Genomic DNA, 17,984 nt, shown 5'->3' with positions numbered 1-17,984 from the left:
GCTCCTGCAGATCACATGGGCCTGCAGGAGCGAGGCTTGCCCGCGAAGCTTTTCAGCCCAACGTACTTTCCTTGTAGGCCTTCAACGCCTTGAGCCGTTCGCGCTTGATCGCTTCACCCAGCTCCGGCCCTTTGAATCCCTTCTCCAGCAACGGCTGAACTGCCACGCCTCGTGCGGCGCTGGCTGCTCCGCGCAAATAAACCGCCTGTGGATAATTTCTTTCTTCCAGTCCTTTACGCCCACGTGCATCCATCTCGCACGCCGCGATGAACTCCTCGAAGCGTTGCGGCCGACGGTAGACGTCGAAGCTCTGCAGCAACTCCAGCAGGGTGGACGGTTTCAACTCCAGGGCGCGATGACCATGGGTGTGATACTCGCCTACCAGCAGCGCCAGTTCCTGGCAGTCCCTAGGCGCCTTGAAGCGCTCGTTCACCGCCTTGATCAGCTTGAGACCCTTGAACTCATGGGCGATGTGTCGTGGCCATTCCTCTTCCGGTGTCAGCCCCTTGCCCAGGTCATGCAGCAGGCAGGCCCAGCGCACGGTCAGCGGTTGTTTGTGTACGGCTGCCTGCTGCAGCACGCTGAGGGTGTGCGCTCCGGTGTCGATTTCAGGGTGATGCGCTTGCGGTTGCGGAACGCCGAACAGCGCATCGACTTCCGGCATCAGCACCTTGAGTGCCCCGCAGGCTCGCAGCACTTCGATGAATACCTGTGGCTGGTTTTCCATCAGTGCGCGGGAGATTTCTTTCCAGCTCCGTTCCGCTGTCAGGGCTTCCAACTCGCCGGACTCGCTGAGTTGCCGCATCAGTTCCAGCGTTTCAGGGGCGACCGTGAAGCCAAGTTCGGAATAGCGTGCGGCAAAACGGGCAACGCGCAGGACCCTGAGGGGATCTTCGGCGAATGCAGGGGAAACGTGGCGCAAGATTCGCGCTTGGAGGTCGCGCTGGCCGTGGTAGGGATCGGTCAGATTCTGCTGATCGTCCTCGGCCATGGCATTGATCGTCAGGTCTCGACGGATCAGGTCTTCTTCGAGGGTGACTTCGGGGCTGGCGTGAAAGGTGAAGCCGCCATAACCGCGACCACTTTTGCGCTCGGTCCGGGCGAGGGCGTATTCCTCACCGGTCTTGGGATGAAGAAAAACCGGAAAATCCGCACCGACCGGGCGATATCCCTGAGTAAGCATTTCTTCGGTCGTGGCACCGACCACGACGCGGTCGATGTCAGTAACCGGTAGTCCCAGCAGGCGATCGCGTACGGCGCCGCCAACTTTATAGATCCGCATAAAAAACCTCCGTTAGCTCGACAGGATAACCTTTGCGTCGAACTTGCGGAGGTTCAAACAGGATCAGAGATGGATGACAGCCAGGTCCAGTCGCCCGTAATCCCCCTCGGCATGTTCACTTCTGGGTGGTACGTGGTGGGTTTTCATCACCTGCTCCCCTTGCAGGGTTTCCAGATGAATATCGAAGCCCCAGAGGCGGTGCAGGTGCTTGAGCACTTCCTCGGTGGACTCTCCCAGCGGTTTACGGTCGTGCTGCTGGTGGCGCAAAGTCAAAGAGCGGTCGCCACGGCGGTCGATGCTGTAGATCTGCACGTTGGGTTCACGATTGCCCAGGTTGTACTGGGCGGCCAGGGTTTCACGGATGATCCGGTATCCGCCCTCGTCATGAATGGCCGGGACCAGTAGATCGTCCTTCTGATCATCGTCGAGGATGCTGAACAGTTTCAGGTCGCGAATCACTTTGGGTGACAGGTACTGCAGGATGAAGCTTTCGTCCTTGAAGCTGCTCATGGCGAACTTGATGGTCGAGAGCCAGTCGCTGCCGGCGATTTCCGGGAACCAGCGGCGATCCTCGTCCGTAGGCTCTTCGCACATGCGCCGGATGTCGCGGTACATGGCAAAGCCCAGGGCGTAGGGGTTGATACCGCTGTAGTAAGGGCTGTCAAAGCCGGGCTGGAACACCACACTGGTGTGAGATGTCAGGAACTCCATCATGAAGCCGTCGGTGACCAGGCCTTCGTCATACAGGTCATTCATCAGGGTGTAGTGCCAGAAGGTGGCCCAACCTTCGTTCATCACCTGGGTCTGACGTTGTGGATAAAAATACTGGGCGATCTTGCGCACGATACGCACGATTTCCCGCTGCCACGGCTCCAGCAGCGGAGCGTGTTTTTCAATGAAATAGAGAATATTTTCCTGCGGTTCGGCAGGGAATCGGGCGTTGTCCTTTTCGCTGTATTTGTCGGCGCCTTTGGGAATGGTGCGCCACAGGTCGTTGATCTGCTTCTGCAAGTGTTCTTCCCGGTCCTTTTGCCGGCGGCGCTCTTCTTCAGCGGAGATCGGGTAAGGGCGTTTGTAGCGGTCGACGCCGTAGTTCATCAGGGCGTGGCAGGAATCGAGCAGGTCCTCGACCGCGTCGATACCGTGGCGCTCTTCGCACTGCATGATGTACTGCTTGGCGAACACCAGGTAATCGATGATCGAACTGGCATCGGTCCAGGTGCGGAACAGGTAATTACCCTTGAAGAAGCTGTTGTGCCCGTAGCAGGCGTGGGCCACCACGAGTGCCTGCATGCAGATGGTGTTTTCCTCCATCAGATAGGCAATGCACGGGTCTGAGTTGATCACGATTTCGTAGGCCAGCCCCATCTGGCCACGGCTGTAGGACTTTTCGGTGCTTAGGAAGTGCTTGCCGTAGGACCAGTGGTGATAACCCAGCGGCATGCCGACAGAGGCATAGGCGTCCATCATCTGTTCGGCGGTGATCACTTCGATCTGGTTAGGGTAGGTATCGAGGGCATAGCGAGCGGCGATACGACTGATTTCACGGTCGTAGCTCTGGATCAGCTCGAACGTCCACTCGGAACCGGTGGAAATGGGTTGGCGCTTCTGCTCTTTGGCGGTCATGTCACTAACCTGCGCTGGAAGAGTTCACGGAAGACCGGGTAGATATCTCCGGCCGAGACCAGTTGTTGCTGGGCAAAAGTGTCGGAAAAGGCTTCGGCAATGCGCTCGTATTCGAACCACAAGGCCTGATGTTCGCGCGGGGTGATCTCGACGTAAGTGTAGTACTGCACGAACGGCATGATCTGGTTGATGAGGATGTCGCGGCAGATCGGCGAGTCATCGTTCCAGTTGTCGCCGTCGGAAGCCTGGGCCGCGTAGATGTTCCATTCATTGGCCGGATAGCGCTCGGCCATGATCTCCTGCATCAGTTTCAGTGCGCTGGACACGATGGTGCCACCGGTTTCCCGGGAGTAGAAAAACTCCTCTTCGTCCACTTCGCGGGCGCTGGTGTGGTGACGGATGAACACCACATCGATCTTGTCGTAGTTACGCTTGAGAAACAGATACAGCAGGATGAAGAAGCGTTTGGCGATGTCCTTGGTTGCTTGGGTCATGGAGCCGGACACGTCCATCAGGCAGAACATCACCGCCTTGGAGCTGGGGTTGGGTTGCTTGATGAGCAGGTTGTATTTGAGGTCGAAGGTATCGAGGAACGGCACGCGGTGAATGCGCGCGCTGAGTTTTTCGATTTCAGCTTCCAGTTCCTGAATATCGCCGAAGTTATCCGGCTCTTCCTGCCGAAGTCGCAGAAGTTCTTCCTTGGCTTCGCGCAGTTTCGCGCGGCTGCTGCCGGACAGGGCGATTCGCCGCGCATGGGCCGAACGCAGGGTGCGGATGATGTTGATCCGCGATGGATTGCCTTCGTTACTGATCCCGGCCCGTACCGTCTTGAAGGTGTCAGTGCCGGTCAGGTTGCGCTTGACCAGGTTGGGCAGCTCAAGGTCCTCGAACATGAACTCGAGGAATTCCTCCTGGGTGATCTGGAAGACGAATTCGTCCATCCCTTCACCCGAATTACCGGCCTTGCCAGGCCCTCTGCCGCCACCACCTCCCGGCGGGCGTGCAATGTGCTCACCGCTGGTGAATTCCTTGTTGCCGGGGTGGACGACGGTCTGTTTGCCACCGCGACCATGGTGAAGCACCGGCTCATCGATGTCGCGGCCGGGAATGCTGATTTGCTCGCCATGTTCCATATCCGTGATGGAACGCCGGCTGACTGCCTCTTCGACGGCCTTTTTGATGTGGTCACGGTAGCGCCGCAGAAACCGCTGACGGTTTACCGTGCTCTTGTTCTTGCCATTGAGACGTCGGTCGATCACATAGCTCATGACTGCTCCTTAGAAGCTGTCCCGAAAGGGGCGAGCGATCAGGCAGCACGCCAAATGCCAAGGGATGTACAGGCTCCCCCAAGCGCTGTCGATACTGCGCGAACCTCGCTGGCGTCTTTCGAACACCTTCCAGAGGCCTGTGTAGCAGAAAATGCTGGAACAGGCCTCCGGCTGACGACAACCGGTCTTGCCGGCGGCGGGTTACTGGGACTTTCTGACCCGCAGATACCACTCGGACAGCAGTCGTACCTGTTTGTCGGTGTAGCCCCGCTCGACCATCCGTGTGACGAAGTCGTTGTGTTTCTGCTGGTCTTCTTTGCTGGCCTTGGCATTGAAGCTGATGACCGGCAGCAGGTCCTCGGTGTTGGAGAACATTTTCTTCTCGATGACCACCCGCAGTTTTTCGTAGCTGAGCCAGGTCGGGTTCTTGCCGTTGTTGTTGGCCCGGGCGCGCAAAACGAAGTTGACGATTTCGTTGCGGAAATCCTTCGGATTGCTGATGCCGGCCGGTTTTTCGATTTTTTCCAGTTCCTCGTTGAGTGCCACGCGGTTGAGGATTTCACCGGTTTCCGGATCACGGTATTCCTGGTCCTGGATCCAGAAGTCGGCGTACAGCACATAACGATCGAAGATGTTCTGGCCGTACTCGCTGTAAGACTCGAGGTAGGCGGTCTGGATCTCCTTGCCGATGAATTCGATATAGCGCGGTGCCAGGTATTCCTTCAGATACCGCAGGTAGCGCTCGCGGGTTTCGGCCTGGAATTGTTCCTGTTCGATCTGTTGTTCCAGCACGTACAGCAGGTGCACCGGGTTGGCGGCGATTTCGTGCGGATCGAAGTTGAACACCTTGGACAGGATCTTGAACGCGAAGCGGGTCGACAGTCCGTTCATGCCTTCATCGACGCCGGCGTTGTCGCGGTACTCCTGGATCGACTTGGCCTTCGGATCGGTGTCCTTGAGGTTTTCGCCGTCATACACGCGCATCTTGGAATAGATGTTCGAGTTCTCCGGCTCCTTCAGGCGAGAGAGCACGGTGAACTGGGCGAGCATTTTCAGGGTGTCGGGAGCGCAATGGGCCTTGGCCAGAGAGCTGTTGAACAGCAGTTTGTCGTAGATCTTCACTTCGTCGCTGACCCGCAGGCAGTACGGCACTTTGACGATGTAGATCCGGTCGATGAAAGCTTCGTTGTTCTTGTTATTGCGGAAGGTATGCCATTCCGATTCGTTGGAGTGGGCCAGCAGAATTCCGGTGAACGGAATCGCCCCCAAGCCTTCGGTACTGTTGTAGTTGCCTTCCTGGGTGGCGGTCAGCAGTGGGTGCAGCACCTTGATCGGCGCCTTGAACATTTCGACGAACTCCATCAGGCCCTGGTTGGCCCGGCACAGTGCGCCCGAGTAGCTGTAGGCGTCGGCGTCGTTTTGCGGGAATTCTTCCAGTTTGCGGATATCGACCTTGCCCACCAGTGCCGAGATGTCCTGGTTGTTTTCATCTCCCGGCTCGGTTTTGGCCACGGCGATCTGGTTGAGGATCGACGGGTAGAGTTTGACCACGCGGAACTGGCTGATGTCGCCACCGAATTCGGCGAGGCGCTTGGTGGCCCAAGGGGACATGATGGTGTTCAGGTAGCGACGTGGAATGCCGAAATCTTCCTCGAGGATCGCGCCGTCTTCAGCAGCGTTGAACAGACCCAAAGGCGATTCGAATACCGGCGAGCCCTTGATCGCGTAGAAGGGCACGCGTTCCATCAGTTGCTTGAGCTTCTCGGCCAGGGACGATTTACCGCCGCCGACTGGGCCGAGCAGATAGAGGATCTGTTTCTTCTCTTCCAGGCCCTGAGCGGCATGGCGGAAATACGACACGATCTGGTCGATGCATTCTTCCATCCCGTGGAAGTCTTCAAAGGCCGGATAGCGGCGGATCACCTTGTTGGAGAAAATTCGCGACAGCCTCGAGTTGGTCGAGGTGTCCAGCAGCTCCGGTTCACCGATGGCCAGGAGCAGACGCTCGGCGGCGGAAACGTAGGCGCTACGGTCCTTTTTGCACAGCTCCAGGTACTCTTGCAGCGAGAGTTCTTCCTGGCGTGTGGACTCGAAACGTTGTTGGAAGTGGCTAAAGATACTCATGACGTCACCTCGCTCGATACGTGGAGCCGACGCCGGATCACTCAGTCGATGCTGGCAGCGACCGAACAGGCAGTCGCTGTTTACCCCCCAGAAACCTTCCGAAGCTGACGACTCCGAAAGCTACTCCCGATGATCCGTGCGCCGGTGTACCGGCTCTCCCCTGTTTTGGATGGCCTGCGCTTAAGGATAGTTGGGAATTCGGGAGGTAAAGGCGAGATACGTAATTAGTTGTGGCTGACCGTTCGTCTGCCACCGCGCCAGCCCGCGCAAGCCGGGGGCTTGCGCGTTACAAAAATATTATTCGGAAGTGCCTTGCGCAGTTTCCGAAGGAAAAGTCGTACGCCACAGTTCAAAGCCGCCATCCATGCTGTAGACGTCGGAGAAACCCTGGCTGATCAGGTAGGCCGCCGCGCTTTGGCTGGAGTTGCCGTGATAGCAGACCACCACGGTCGGCGCGTCGAGGTCGGCGTTGCGAATGAAGTCGGAGACCGAGTGGTTGTCCAGATGCTTCGAGCCGCTGATGTGCAGAGCGGCATAGGTGGCCGGGTCGCGGATGTCGACCACGACTGCGCCCTGTTCGCGCAGGGCGTGGGCCTGTTCCGGGGGAATACGTTTGAATTCGCTCATGGCGGGCTCCTGTGGCTCGGCTGAAAGCGCAGTCTAGCGCGGGGCGCTGGCTGACGATGGTTCGGGAGTGATCGGGGCGACTGGTGGCTTGGCGGCGTGGCCGTGCTCATCGCATTTGCAGGACAGGCGCTCGCCTGTGTCGACATTCATCAGGGTCAGGGCACCGCCCCAGACGCAACCGGTGTCGAGAGCCGAGATGCCCGGATCCAGGACCTTGCCTTCCAGCGCCGCCCAGTGACCAAAAATGATTTTCACATCCTTGGTCTTGCGGTCCTTGTGCTGGAACCAGGGTTTGTAGCCGGGCGGGGCGCTGTCCAGGCCTTCCTTGCTCTTGAGGTCGAGCTTGCCTTCGGCCGTGCAGAAGCGCATCCGGGTGAAATAGTTGGTGATCACCCGCAGGCGGGTCACGCCTTTGAGGTCGTTGTCCCATTTCGCCGGATCGTTGCCGTACATACCGTCGAGGTAAGCCGGGAATAAGTTGTCATCACGCAGGGCCGTTTCGACTTCGGCGGCGTACTTCAAGGCTTTGCGCAGCGACCATTGCGGAGGGATGCCGGCATGGACCAGGGCGACGTTGCGCTGTTCGTCGTAATGCAGGAGTTTCTGCTGGCGCAGCCAATCAAGCAGTTGGGCGCTGTCGGGGGCGTCGATGATCTCGCGCAGTGTGTCGGCCTTCTTCAGGCGCTCGATGTTGTGTCCGGCTGCCAATAGATGAAGGTCGTGGTTGCCGAGCACGCACACCAGCGATTCGCGAATGCTGTAGAGAAAACGCAGGGTTTCCAGCGATTGCGGGCCGCGGTTGACCAGATCGCCCACCAGCCACAGGCGATCCTTTGCCGGGTCAAACGCGACTTGCTTGAGCAGGCATTGCAGTGCTTCAAGGCAGCCTTGCAGGTCGCCGACCGCGTACGTCGCCATCAGTGCAGGGCTCCGGGCACCGCCAGGCGGAACGGGGCGATGATGGCGTCGAAATGCTTACCGTCGTCGGCGATCATCTGATAGCTGCCTTGCATGGTGCCCACCTTGGTGGTCATGACCGTGCCGCTGCTGTAGGTGTGGCTCTTGCCTGCCTCGATCAATGGCTGCTGGCCGACCACGCCCGCGCCGCGAACCTCTTCGACATGCCCGTCGCCATCGGTGATGACCCAGTGCCGTGACAGCAGTTTGGCTGGCATCAGGCCGTTGTTTTGCACGGTGATCGTGTAGGCGAAGGCAAAGCGGTCTTGTTCGGGTTGCGATTGTTCTGCCAGATAGCGGGTGACGACGCTGACGTCGACCTGATAACGAGGATCGGACATGCAAGAGGCCTTAAATTCGGAGCGGGACGCGGGGCGTAGCTGATAGGGATCAGTCTAGGACAAGAATCGGGTAGTAAACCAGACATGGGCGCTGGTGTCCTACCCGATAACGTTCGAGCGCTGTCAGGCGTCTGCGGTCTTCTGTTGAGCCTGTTCGCTGAGTTTGTCAGCCAGGCGCACGAAGGCTGCCAGATCCAGTTGCTCGGGACGCAAACCGCCATCGACACCGGCGGCCTCGATTTCGGCGTTGCTCAGCAGCAACTTGAGGGTGTTGCGCAGGGTCTTGCGACGCTGGTTGAACGCTTCACGCACTACTCGCTCCAGCAGTCGATGGTCTTTGGCCGGGTGCGGCAGCACGGTGTGGGGCACCAGGCGCACGATGGCCGAATCGACTTTCGGTGGCGGATTGAACGCGCCCGGGCCGACGTTGAACAGGTGCTCGACCCGGCAGTGGTACTGGACCATGATCGACAGACGGCCCCAGTCGCCGCCGCCCGGTCCTGCGGCAAGGCGCTCGACCACTTCCTTCTGCAACATGAAGTGCATGTCGCGGATCAGGTGCGAGTTGTGCAGCAGGTGGAAGATCAGCGGGGTGGAGATGTTGTAGGGCAGGTTCCCGACCACCCGCAGGCTGCCAGGTGCGGCGTTCAGGGTATTGAAGTCGAACTTCAGCGCATCGCCCTGATGCAGGTTGAAGTTGCTCTTTCCGGCGAACTGCTGGTTCAGGATCGGGATCAGGTCCTTGTCCAGCTCCACCACGTCAAGCTGGGCACCGCTGCCAAGCAGGCCGGCAGTCAATGCGCCCTGGCCCGGGCCGATTTCCAGCATCCGGTCGTCAGGTTTGGCGTGAATGGAGCGCAGGATGCGGTCGATAACGCCGGCATCGTGCAGAAAGTTCTGGCCAAAGCGCTTGCGCGCCTTGTGTTGGTATTGCTCGGTCATAAACGGTTCTCGGCCATCTGGTAGGCGGTTTCCAGGGCGACTTGCAGGCTGCCGGTGTCGATCTTGCCGCTGCCGGCCAGGTCCAGGGCGGTGCCATGGTCGACCGATGTGCGGATGATCGGCAAGCCGAGGGTCACGTTGACCGCAGCGCCGAAGCCTTTGTATTTCAGCACAGGCAGGCCCTGGTCGTGGTACATCGCCAGCACTGCGTCGCAGTGCTCCAGATATTTGGGGGTAAACAGCGTGTCGGCGGGCAGGGGACCGCGCAGGTCCATGCCTTCGCCGCGCAGGCGCTCCAATGTGGGTTCGATGATATCGATTTCTTCATGGCCCAGATGTCCGCCTTCACCGGCGTGGGGGTTGAGCCCACACACCAGAATGCGTGGCTGGGCGATGCCGAATTTTTCCTGCAGATCGGTATGGAGGATTCGTGTGACTCGCTCCAGGCGCTCCGGCGTGATCGCATCGGCAATCTCGCGCAGCGGCAGGTGAGTGGTGACCAGCGCCACGCGCAAGCCGCGGGTGGCAAGCATCATGACCACCTGCGCGGTGTGGGTCAGGTCGGCGAGGAACTCCGTGTGCCCGGAAAAGGCAATCCCGGACTCGTTGATCACGCCCTTGTGCACAGGCGCGGTGATCATCCCGGCGAAATGTCCGTCCAGGCAGCCTTGGCCTGCGCGGGTCAGGGTTTCCAGAACGAAGGCGGCGTTGGCCTTGTCCAGTTGCCCGGCGGCGACCTTGGCGTTCAACGGCGTATCCCAGACATACAGGCTACTGGCTGGAGCAGGTGCGTCCGGCCAGTTTTCCGGTGTAACCGGCAGCAAGTCGACGGCCACACCCAGTTGCGCGGCCCGCTCGAGGAGCAGGTCGCGACTGGTGATGGCAATCAGGGGATGTGGCTGGGCTTGCGAGGCGAGTAGCAGGCACAGGTCTGGACCTATGCCCGCCGGTTCGCCGGGGGTCAACGCAAAGCGTTTGGGCTTCACTGCGCTGCCTGGTCAGCGCCAGGGAGTTTGATTTCAACGTACGCTTCGTCACGGATCTGACGCAGCCAGGTTTGCAGCTCTTCGTCGTATTTGCGGTTACGCAGTACGGTCATTGCCTGCTGCTCACGAGCCTGGGTGGTGCTGTCTGTGGCGCGACGGCCAAGGACTTCCAGTACGTGCCAGCCATATTGAGTCTGGAACGGCTTGGACAGCTGACCTTGCGGGGTCTTGGCCATCACTTCGCGGAACTCTGGAACCAGGGCGTTCGGGTCGATCCAGTTCAGGTCGCCGCCGTTGAGCGCCGAACCCGGGTCTTCAGAGAAGCTCTTGGCCAGTTCGCCGAAATCTTCGCCGGACTGGATGCGGGCGTAAAGCGACTCGGCCAGGGCCTTGGTCTTGGCTTCGTCACGGATCGGGCTTGGTTTGACCAGAATGTGTCGCACGTGCACTTCGTCACGCACCTGCGATTCACCGCCACGTTTGTCGGTGATCTTCAGGATGATGAAGCCGCCGGGCGTACGCATTGGCTGAGTGATGTCGCCAACGGTCATGGTACTCAGCAGGCGGTCGAAGGGCGGTGGCAGCTGAGCGGCCTTACGCCAGCCCATGTCGCCGCCTTCAAGTGCCGATTCACTGGCAGATTTGGCAATGGCTAACTGACCGAAGTCAGCGCCTTGCTTGAGCTGCTGGTAAACGGCATCAGCCTGTTTGGCGGCAGCCTGAATCGCGTCGGAGTTGGCGCTTTCCGGCGTAGGAATCAGGATGTTGGAGAGGCGGAACTCTTCGGACAGCTGCATCTTGCCCAGGTCGGAAGCCAGGAAGTTTTTCACTTCCTGCTCGGTCACCTGGATGCGTTCCGCCACACGGCGCTGGCGCACACGGCTGATGACCATTTCGCGGCGAATCTGCTCGCGGGCGTCGTCGTAAGACAGGCCATCGCGAGTCAGGGCAGCACGGAATTGCTCGACCGACATGTTGTTGCGCTGGGCGATGGTGCCGACAGCCTGGTTCAGTTCTTCATCGGTGATGCGGATGCCGGAACGTTCGCCGATCTGCAGTTGCAGGTTCTCGACGATCAGGCGTTCCAGTACCTGCTGCTCCAGTACGCTGGCTGGCGGTACGGCCGAACCACGCTTGGCGATGGTTTGCTGGACTTCATGTACCCGTTGATCCAGTTGACTCTGCATGACCACGTCGTTGTCGACGATAGCCACTACTTTATCGATGGACTGTACTGCGGCGCTGGCCGCAGTACTCAGGAACAGCGCGCCCAGCATCAGCGGGCGCAGACAATCAGAAAGCTTGGTCTTCACGTTCACGATAACCTTGAATGCCTTTGTCGAGGAAGCTCTCTACCTTGGCGCCGGTGAGGCCGCCGAGTCCCTTCAGAACAATTTGGAGGAAGACGCCATGGTCGCCTTTTTCGTTTTGCGGTGCGTCCTGGCTGAACTCTTCGTAATCGACCCAGTAACGGTTGATCAGGCGCAGCTTCCAGCAGCAGTTGTCGTACTCGAAGCCACCGAAGGCTTCCAGGGTACGGTTGCGGTTGTAGTCATACTGCCAGCGGCTGATGGCGTTCCATTGCGGCACGATCGGCCAGATCACCGAGAAGTCGTGCTGTTGGATCTTGTAGTAATCCTTCACGTAGCCAGGCTGGCCCTGAACGCCGTAGTCGCCGCCGCCGACCTGCCATTGACCGGTGTTCTGGTCGTAGCGGATCTGGTCGTTGCGATAGCGGTAACCAACGTTGACGACCTTGTTCGGGTTGTCTTCAGGCTGGTAGTGGAACATCGCGCTGCCCGAGCGAGGGCTGCGGCTGTCCGGGTCCCAGTTGTAGTCGGCGGTCGTGCGCCAGTCGCGGTTCCAGCGATACTCGTATTCCAGTGCGTATGGAGACACGCTGGAGTGTGCGTCTTCGCGGGTTTTGGCATCGATACCCGGCAACTGGACTTCACGATCCTTGAAATACAGGGCCTGGCCGACGCTGATGCGTTGACGCTCGAAACCGTTGTCTTCGATCCAGCGGCTGGTCACGCCCAGCGACAGCTTGTTCTCGTCGCCGACGCGGTCGGAGCCCGAGAAGCGGTTGTCACGGAACAGGGACGCATAGTTGAAGGTGTACTCGCTGGTATCGAACACTGGAATGTCTTCCTGGTCCTTCTCTGGTACATAGAGATAGAACAGGCGTGGCTCGAGCGTCTGGCGGTAGTTCTTGCCGAACCAGGAAGTGTTGCGGTCGAAGTACAGGCCGCTGTCGATACTGGCGATTGGCACGCCACGGTTCTGACTGGAGTCGAAAGTGCCGTTGAGTCGGTTCTGTTCGGCCGTCTGCGCAGCAACCTGGCTCTTGCCGATGCTGTCCAGATCCAGTTGGTACTGGGTGTACTGATACTTGAGCTTCGGCGTCAGGAAACCATAGGTCGCTTGCATTGGCAGGCTGACAGACGGTGCAAGGTTCAAACGATCGCCATTGGCGCGAGCCAGACCTTGAACATTGGTATCGAGACGCGGCTCGACATTGCCATCTTCGTCAGTGAAGTTACCGGTTTTCAGGTCCCGGTCAAAACGCACGATTTCAGATTGATAATCGAAGTTCAGACCGTTCGGGTGGTAAGGCAGCTGACCATTGAAGGTGATCTGCGGCAAACGGTCGTACGGCGTGATGTTCGACACGGTCGCCAGTTGATACGCCTGGGCATTCACGCGCGCGGTGTAGCTGTCGCCACGGTAGGTGACCGAGCCCTGCTGGTTCACGTAGTCAGCGCTCTTCACACCGATCTGGTCAGTCTGCAGATCCTGGAAGTAGTAAGGATCGCTGATCTTGGTGTAATCGACTTGCGTGAGTACGCGCGAGTCCAGACCACCCTTGTGCTGCCAGTTGTACATGTAGCGGGTTTTTTCGTAGTCCGTCTGCAGCTTGCGCTCGTCGTCTTCGTCGTTGAGGTACGCGGCACCGAACTGACCTTCGCTGGACTTGGTCAGGTAACGGAATTCGCCTTCCATCAACAGGCCACGCTTGGCCATGTAGCGCGGATACAACGTGGCATCGTAGTTCGGTGCCAGGTTGAAGTAGTAGGGCGTGACCAGCATGAAGCCGGTATCGCTGCCGGTGCCGATGGTCGGTGGCAGGAAGCCGGACTGGCGACGGTCGTCGATCGGGAAATAGATGTACGGCGTATAGAGGACCGGAATGTCCTTTACGCGCAGGGTAACGTTGGTCGCGGTACCGAAACCGGTGGCCGGGTTCAAGGTGATGTTGTTGCCCTTGAGCTGCCAGGCGTTGCTGTTCGGTTCACACGTGGTGTACGTACCGTCCTTGAGGCGGATGATCGCGTTCTCGGCACGTTTGGCGTACAGCGCATTACCGCGGATACGCGACTTGTGCATCACGTATTCGGCGTTGTCGACCTTGGCTTCACCGGTGTCGAGTTGAACGTCGGCGTGGTCGCCAACGATCAGTGCACCGTTGTCGCGGATACGGACGTTGCCGGCCAGCTCGCCGCGGTTCTCGGCCTGGTACAGATTGGCTTCGTCGGCTTCGACCTGCATGCTGCCCTGGCGCATGACCACGTCACCGGCCAGGGTGGCGACTTGCTCATCCTGCTTGTAACGCGAGGCTTTCGCACCGATAAAGGTGGGCGCGTCACTTTTATTCGTCTTGTCATTCATGCCAGGACGAATTGGTTCGATATAGGAACCAGAGCAGTAAGGACCGGTTTCGGCCAATTGAGCTGCCGTGAGTTGTTCGCGGGGAACCCAGTCGAGGTGGCTGTAGTCTTCGCTACGGGACTTGAGGCCACGGCCCTTGGACTCGGTGACGAGTGCCGGCTTGGCGCCAGCTTCTTCGCTGGAACCGCTCTCGGCCGCATTCTCGCCGGTGGCGGAAACGGCGCTGCCGTCATGCACCGGACGCGGAGGCAATGCAGCCGCAGGCGTCTTTGGCGAGCAATCCCAGGCACCCGAAGCAGAGACTGAGCAGTCATACTGTTCGCCGGCGACTACATAGGAAGTAGCTAGAGGTTGAAGGGCCAGCAGACTGCCGGTTACCAACAACGGAAATTTTTTACGAAACGCGGGGGATTTCAATGCCATCTTATTAGTCCGGGCTTCCTGCGTGCCATCTGCCCGCGGTGTGGGCCGCACGCCTCTCGATGGTCTGAAAAAGATGCTGGATAATAAAGCATGACCCGCTTGACGGCTAGCGCCGTCGGAGACCCTTGCAATGCCTGACCAAGATGTACGTTTGCAACACCTGAAAGTTTGGCTCGATGAACAATTGGCGATTCTTTTTGCAGAGCAGGGCTGGGGTGCCGTACCCCCGGCCACATTGACCGCGGCCAGCAGCGACGCGAGTTTCCGGCGTTATTTCCGTTGGGAGGGCGCCGATAAAAGTTTCATCGTGATGGACGCGCCACCGCCCCAGGAAAACTGCAAACCCTTCGTGGATATCGCTTTTTTGCTGGCGAAATCCGGAATAAATGTGCCGAAAATTTATGCCGAAGACCTCGAACGCGGATTTCTTTTGCTCAATGACCTGGGCAACAAGACCTATCTGGACGTGATCGACAGCGAAAACGCCGACCGGTTGTTCGACGACGCCCTGCAAGCGCTGCTGGCTTTTCAGCAGCTGCCGATGGTTGCGCCGCTGCCAAGCTATGACGTGGCGCTGCTGCGTCGCGAGCTGGAGCTGTTCCCTGAGTGGTACGTTAAGCGTGAGCTGGGCATCGAGTTTGACGCCGCACAGCAAGTGCTCTGGCAACAGGTCAGCGATCTGCTGATCGACAGCGCCCTGGCGCAGCCCAAGGTCCTGGTGCACCGCGACTACATGCCGCGCAACCTGATGCTCAGCGAGCCGAATCCTGGCGTGCTGGATTTCCAGGACGCGGTCTACGGTCCTGTGACCTATGACGTCACCTGTCTGTTCAAGGACGCGTTCCTCAGTTGGCCGGAAGAGCGCGTGCGCGGCTGGCTTGAGCGCTACTGGCAGCAGGCCGCCGCGCTGAATATTCCGGTACAGGCCGACTTCGAAGACTTCCTGCGCGCCAGTGACCTGATGGGCGTGCAGCGCCACCTGAAGGTCATCGGCATTTTTGCCCGCATCTGCCACCGCGACGGCAAGCCGCGCTACCTGACCGATGTGCCGCGTTTCTTTGCCTATATAGAAGCAGTGATCGCCCGTCGCCCTGAGCTGGCAGAGCTGGATGTGTTGCTGGCCAGTCTGCGCGCCGGAGTCAAAGCATGAAGGCAATGATTCTGGCGGCAGGCAAAGGCGAGCGCATGCGCCCGCTGACCCTGACCACGCCAAAACCCCTGGTTCGCGCCGGCGGGGTGCCGCTGATCGAATATCACCTGCACGCGCTGGCCGCCGCCGGCTTTACCGAGATCGTGATCAACCATGCCTGGCTCGGCCAGCAGATCGAAGATTACCTGGGCGATGGTTCACGTTATGGCGTGAGCATCCAGTATTCCGCGGAGGGCGAACCGCTGGAAACCGGCGGCGGGATTTTCCGGGCGTTGCCGTTACTGGGCGATGACGCGTTCGTCGTGGTCAACGGTGATATCTGGACCGATTACGACTTCAGCGTGCTGCACCAGCCCATCGTCGGCCTGGCGCATCTGGTGCTGGCCGAGAACCCGGCCCATCACCCGTCCGGGGATTTCCAGCTGGTCGACGGGCAAGTCCAGGACGGCCAGCCGGATACCACCAACCTGACCTACAGCGGTATCGCCGTGCTGCACCCGCAGCTGTTCGAAGGCTGTTCGGCGGGTGCGTTCAAACTGGCGCCGCTGCTGCGTGCGGCGATGGCGAACGGGCAAGTGTCGGGCGAGCGCCTGAACGGGCAGTGGGTCGATGTCGGCACCCACGAGCGTCTGGCCGAGGCTGAAGCACTGATTGAAGCGAGCCGCTGACATGCTGTGGCCAGGGACTCTGATTGGAGCCGGAGCAGGCTTTGCCATTGCCAGCATTCCGGGGGCCATGCTCGGCGCCTTGTTGGGTCAGGCGCTGGACCGACGCCTGCACTTGCAGAGTTGGGGGCATCTGCTGGAGAAACTCGGTGGACGCCCAGTCCTGCGTAACGACGAACTGCTCTTCGTGCTGCTGGGAAGGCTGGCCAAGTGTGATGGGCGGGTCGTGGACGGCCATATCCAGCAGGCGCGCCAGGAAATGCGCTCTCTGGAAATGAGCGAGCCGGCTCAGCGTCGGGCGATTGCCGCGTTCAATCGCGGCAAGTCGGGCAATGACCGGTTGCGCGGATACCTGCGTCGGCTGAGTGCCCAGCCCCATGCGGCGGAAGGCGTGCTGCGGGCTTGCTGGCGAATGATCTGGGCTGACGGCCGCGCGGGCAGTAGCGAGCGTGAGTTGATTGCACAGTGGGGCAAGTGGCTGGGCTGGACAACGCATCAGGTTCAGGCGCTGGCGATTGACTATGAGCCCAACAGACGTCCGCAAGTCAGCAGTGCCGTGACTTATCAGGACGCCTTGAGATTGCTGGGTGTGTCTGCCACCACTGAACCGGAGCAGATCAAGCGGGCTTATCGGCGGCTGCTCAGCCGTCATCATCCGGACAAGATTGCCGGCAGCGGGGCGACCGCGTCGCAGGTGCGTGAGGCGACCGAGAAGACCCGGGAGTTGCACAACGCCTATACGTTGATTCGTCAGCGGCGGGATTTTCGTTGAGCCGGACAGTGATGTGTTGACTGTGATGTCCCAATCGCGAGCAGGCTCGCTCCCACACTGGATCTTCTAACACCGAAGATCAAATGTGGGAGCGAGCCTGCTCGCGATGGGTTCAACCCGATCTATCAATCCGCCGCATTTTGCGGATTCAACCAACCCCGCACCCGGCGCACCAGTTGCTCCTGCTGCGCCTTGCTATCCCCCGGCAAAGCCTTGAGCGACACCTGGCTGAAGGTCGAGTCCTTCAAGCGTTTGCTTGCCTGCAGGCGGGCCAGCGCCGCATTGCGGTCCAGCGGTTTATCCATATAGAAAATGTCTGCGGTGGGCAGCTTCAGGTTTGGCGCAAGCTCGTCCAGTTCCGGCTTGGCCTGGACAGGCGTCTGCGCGGCGATCATGACGAACCGCTCGATTTGCGAAGGCTGCTTCTCGCTCAGATAGCGCGCGGCCCAGTAGGCGCCAGTGCCATGCCCCAGCACGACGATGCTGCGAGCGCTTTGCTGTTCGGCATAGGCGATGGCCGCGTCGATACGGGTGAAGATCCGTTCGGCATCCGCATTGGATTGTTCTTCGCTGGTTTCGGCAACCGGCTTGTCAGCGACCTCGGCTTCCCCGGCTTCACCACCCGCTGCCTGCTCGATGGGCGCGGCGGTCGTGGAGTCCTTGCTGGCGGTGTCTGGAACCTTGGGCGCTGGCGGCGCTTCGGCAACTCGTGGCGCAATGGCATCGCTTTGCAGGTCCGGCAAGGTGATACTCAGGCTGCTCCATTGTGCGTTCGGTAAATTGCGCCGTAACGGACCGATTGCCTGAGGCCAGTCAGCGGTTTCGCCGGCGCCCGGGATGATAATCACCGCGCCCTTGGGTTCTGGCGTGTTTGCCGGTTTCCACAGAGCCAGGAAGGTGTCGCTGCCCGCTTGCAGTTGTTGCTGTTCCTGTGCAGGGATTTTTCGCTCCAGCGCCGCGGCTTCTTCCTGACTGCGCTCGGGCAGAGGCTGACGCTCTACCGGTTTTTCTTCGGCGGGTTTTTCCGCGGTAGCGTCAGGCTTGGTAGCGGGTGCCGGATCGGCAGCCTCGACGGAAAAAGCCCATGGCAGGATCAGCGACAGGCACAATGCTGGCAGTGCCAGGCGGTAGACAGGGGGCATCGGATATTCC

At 59.8% G+C, this 17,984-nt stretch carries 15 protein-coding genes; 3 read left to right on the top strand and 12 right to left on the bottom strand.

Going from position 1 to position 17,984, the window contains the following annotated elements; genetic code table 11:
• Positions 1 to 52: 52 nt before the first annotated feature.
• The 11 genes from ACW9JE_RS12785 to ACW9JE_RS12735 all read right to left on the bottom strand — a co-directional run bounded on the left by ACW9JE_RS12785 (position 53) and on the right by ACW9JE_RS12735 (position 14,245).
• The gene (locus ACW9JE_RS12785; protein ID WP_457432951.1) at positions 53 to 1,282 is read right to left on the bottom strand and encodes a multifunctional CCA addition/repair protein; all 1,230 of its coding nucleotides are present in this window, start codon (positions 1,280 to 1,282) and stop codon (positions 53 to 55) included.
• Between the two features lie 63 nt (positions 1,283 to 1,345).
• Positions 1,346 to 2,908: a SpoVR family protein gene (locus ACW9JE_RS12780; protein ID WP_224540194.1), complete on the bottom strand. Its 1,563-nt coding sequence runs from the start codon at positions 2,906 to 2,908 to the stop codon at positions 1,346 to 1,348.
• On the bottom strand, positions 2,905 to 4,176 hold the full coding sequence (locus tag ACW9JE_RS12775) for a YeaH/YhbH family protein (protein ID WP_175378553.1): 1,272 nt from the start codon (positions 4,174 to 4,176) through the stop codon (positions 2,905 to 2,907). Before ACW9JE_RS12775 ends, ACW9JE_RS12780 begins: the two co-directional genes overlap by 4 nt.
• A 201-nt stretch (positions 4,177 to 4,377) precedes the next feature.
• Positions 4,378 to 6,300: a PrkA family serine protein kinase gene (locus ACW9JE_RS12770; RefSeq protein WP_224540192.1), complete on the bottom strand. Its 1,923-nt coding sequence runs from the start codon at positions 6,298 to 6,300 to the stop codon at positions 4,378 to 4,380.
• Between the two features lie 297 nt (positions 6,301 to 6,597).
• Positions 6,598 to 6,927 (bottom strand): thiosulfate sulfurtransferase GlpE, encoded by a 330-nt coding sequence (gene glpE, locus ACW9JE_RS12765; RefSeq protein ID WP_224540190.1) that lies wholly within the window; start codon positions 6,925 to 6,927, stop codon positions 6,598 to 6,600.
• Positions 6,928 to 6,960: 33 nt separating this feature from the next.
• Positions 6,961 to 7,845, bottom strand: a complete 885-nt coding sequence (locus ACW9JE_RS12760; RefSeq protein WP_457432950.1) for a symmetrical bis(5'-nucleosyl)-tetraphosphatase — start codon at positions 7,843 to 7,845, stop codon at positions 6,961 to 6,963.
• A complete protein-coding gene (gene apaG, locus ACW9JE_RS12755) occupies positions 7,845 to 8,225 on the bottom strand; it encodes a Co2+/Mg2+ efflux protein ApaG (RefSeq protein WP_224540186.1) in 381 nt (126 codons plus the stop codon). The genes ACW9JE_RS12760 and apaG overlap by 1 nt, the downstream gene beginning before the upstream one ends.
• A 123-nt stretch (positions 8,226 to 8,348) precedes the next feature.
• Positions 8,349 to 9,167, bottom strand: a complete 819-nt coding sequence (gene rsmA, locus ACW9JE_RS12750; RefSeq protein WP_457432949.1) for a 16S rRNA (adenine(1518)-N(6)/adenine(1519)-N(6))-dimethyltransferase RsmA — start codon at positions 9,165 to 9,167, stop codon at positions 8,349 to 8,351.
• A complete protein-coding gene (gene pdxA / locus ACW9JE_RS12745) occupies positions 9,164 to 10,153 on the bottom strand; it encodes a 4-hydroxythreonine-4-phosphate dehydrogenase PdxA (RefSeq protein WP_457432947.1) in 990 nt (329 codons plus the stop codon). The genes rsmA and pdxA overlap by 4 nt, the downstream gene beginning before the upstream one ends.
• Entirely contained in the window at positions 10,150 to 11,466 is a 1,317-nt protein-coding gene (gene surA / locus ACW9JE_RS12740; protein ID WP_457432946.1) for a peptidylprolyl isomerase SurA, read from the bottom strand. The genes pdxA and surA overlap by 4 nt, the downstream gene beginning before the upstream one ends.
• On the bottom strand, positions 11,447 to 14,245 hold the full coding sequence (locus ACW9JE_RS12735; RefSeq protein WP_457432945.1) for an LPS-assembly protein LptD: 2,799 nt from the start codon (positions 14,243 to 14,245) through the stop codon (positions 11,447 to 11,449). Before ACW9JE_RS12735 ends, surA begins: the two co-directional genes overlap by 20 nt.
• Positions 14,246 to 14,375: 130 nt before the next feature.
• On the opposite strand from ACW9JE_RS12735, the gene ACW9JE_RS12730 reads away from it, so the two are divergent.
• Genes ACW9JE_RS12730 through ACW9JE_RS12720 form a run of 3 tightly spaced genes read left to right on the top strand, consistent with a single transcriptional unit; the run spans position 14,376 to position 16,832 of the window.
• Positions 14,376 to 15,395: an aminoglycoside phosphotransferase family protein gene (locus tag ACW9JE_RS12730; RefSeq protein WP_457432944.1), complete on the top strand. Its 1,020-nt coding sequence runs from the start codon at positions 14,376 to 14,378 to the stop codon at positions 15,393 to 15,395.
• On the top strand, positions 15,392 to 16,063 hold the full coding sequence (gene murU, locus ACW9JE_RS12725; protein WP_457432943.1) for an N-acetylmuramate alpha-1-phosphate uridylyltransferase MurU: 672 nt from the start codon (positions 15,392 to 15,394) through the stop codon (positions 16,061 to 16,063). Before ACW9JE_RS12730 ends, murU begins: the two co-directional genes overlap by 4 nt.
• Before the next feature lies 1 nt (position 16,064).
• On the top strand, positions 16,065 to 16,832 hold the full coding sequence (locus ACW9JE_RS12720; protein ID WP_224540171.1) for a DnaJ domain-containing protein: 768 nt from the start codon (positions 16,065 to 16,067) through the stop codon (positions 16,830 to 16,832).
• Between the two features lie 125 nt (positions 16,833 to 16,957).
• On the opposite strand, the gene ACW9JE_RS12715 is transcribed toward ACW9JE_RS12720, so the two are convergent.
• The gene (locus ACW9JE_RS12715; RefSeq protein WP_224540454.1) at positions 16,958 to 17,974 is read right to left on the bottom strand and encodes an alpha/beta hydrolase family protein; all 1,017 of its coding nucleotides are present in this window, start codon (positions 17,972 to 17,974) and stop codon (positions 16,958 to 16,960) included.
• Between the last annotated feature and the right edge of the window lie 10 nt (positions 17,975 to 17,984).

The organism is Pseudomonas sp. SDO55104_S430 (assembly GCF_054070595.1).
The sequence above is the reverse complement of the archived record's forward strand: the minus strand, read 5'-3'. Positions and strand labels throughout refer to the sequence as shown.

What these genes read in the sequence shown, in the direction of transcription:
- glpE (WP_224540190.1), bottom strand. Translation starts at nt 6,927, where the DNA reads ATGAGCGAATTCAAACGTATTCCCCCGGAACAGGCCCACGCCCTGCGC.
- ACW9JE_RS12780 (WP_224540194.1), bottom strand. Translation starts at nt 2,908, where the DNA reads ATGACCGCCAAAGAGCAGAAGCGCCAACCCATTTCCACCGGTTCCGAG.
- ACW9JE_RS12785 (WP_457432951.1), bottom strand. Translation starts at nt 1,282, where the DNA reads ATGCGGATCTATAAAGTTGGCGGCGCCGTACGCGATCGCCTGCTGGGA.
- ACW9JE_RS12735 (WP_457432945.1), bottom strand. Translation starts at nt 14,245, where the DNA reads ATGGCATTGAAATCCCCCGCGTTTCGTAAAAAATTTCCGTTGTTGGTA.
- ACW9JE_RS12715 (WP_224540454.1), bottom strand. Translation starts at nt 17,974, where the DNA reads ATGCCCCCTGTCTACCGCCTGGCACTGCCAGCATTGTGCCTGTCGCTG.
- ACW9JE_RS12730 (WP_457432944.1), top strand. Translation starts at nt 14,376, where the DNA reads ATGCCTGACCAAGATGTACGTTTGCAACACCTGAAAGTTTGGCTCGAT.
- ACW9JE_RS12775 (WP_175378553.1), bottom strand. Translation starts at nt 4,176, where the DNA reads ATGAGCTATGTGATCGACCGACGTCTCAATGGCAAGAACAAGAGCACG.
- ACW9JE_RS12770 (WP_224540192.1), bottom strand. Translation starts at nt 6,300, where the DNA reads ATGAGTATCTTTAGCCACTTCCAACAACGTTTCGAGTCCACACGCCAG.
- murU (WP_457432943.1), top strand. Translation starts at nt 15,392, where the DNA reads ATGAAGGCAATGATTCTGGCGGCAGGCAAAGGCGAGCGCATGCGCCCG.
- apaG (WP_224540186.1), bottom strand. Translation starts at nt 8,225, where the DNA reads ATGTCCGATCCTCGTTATCAGGTCGACGTCAGCGTCGTCACCCGCTAT.
- ACW9JE_RS12760 (WP_457432950.1), bottom strand. Translation starts at nt 7,845, where the DNA reads ATGGCGACGTACGCGGTCGGCGACCTGCAAGGCTGCCTTGAAGCACTG.
- ACW9JE_RS12720 (WP_224540171.1), top strand. Translation starts at nt 16,065, where the DNA reads ATGCTGTGGCCAGGGACTCTGATTGGAGCCGGAGCAGGCTTTGCCATT.
- rsmA (WP_457432949.1), bottom strand. Translation starts at nt 9,167, where the DNA reads ATGACCGAGCAATACCAACACAAGGCGCGCAAGCGCTTTGGCCAGAAC.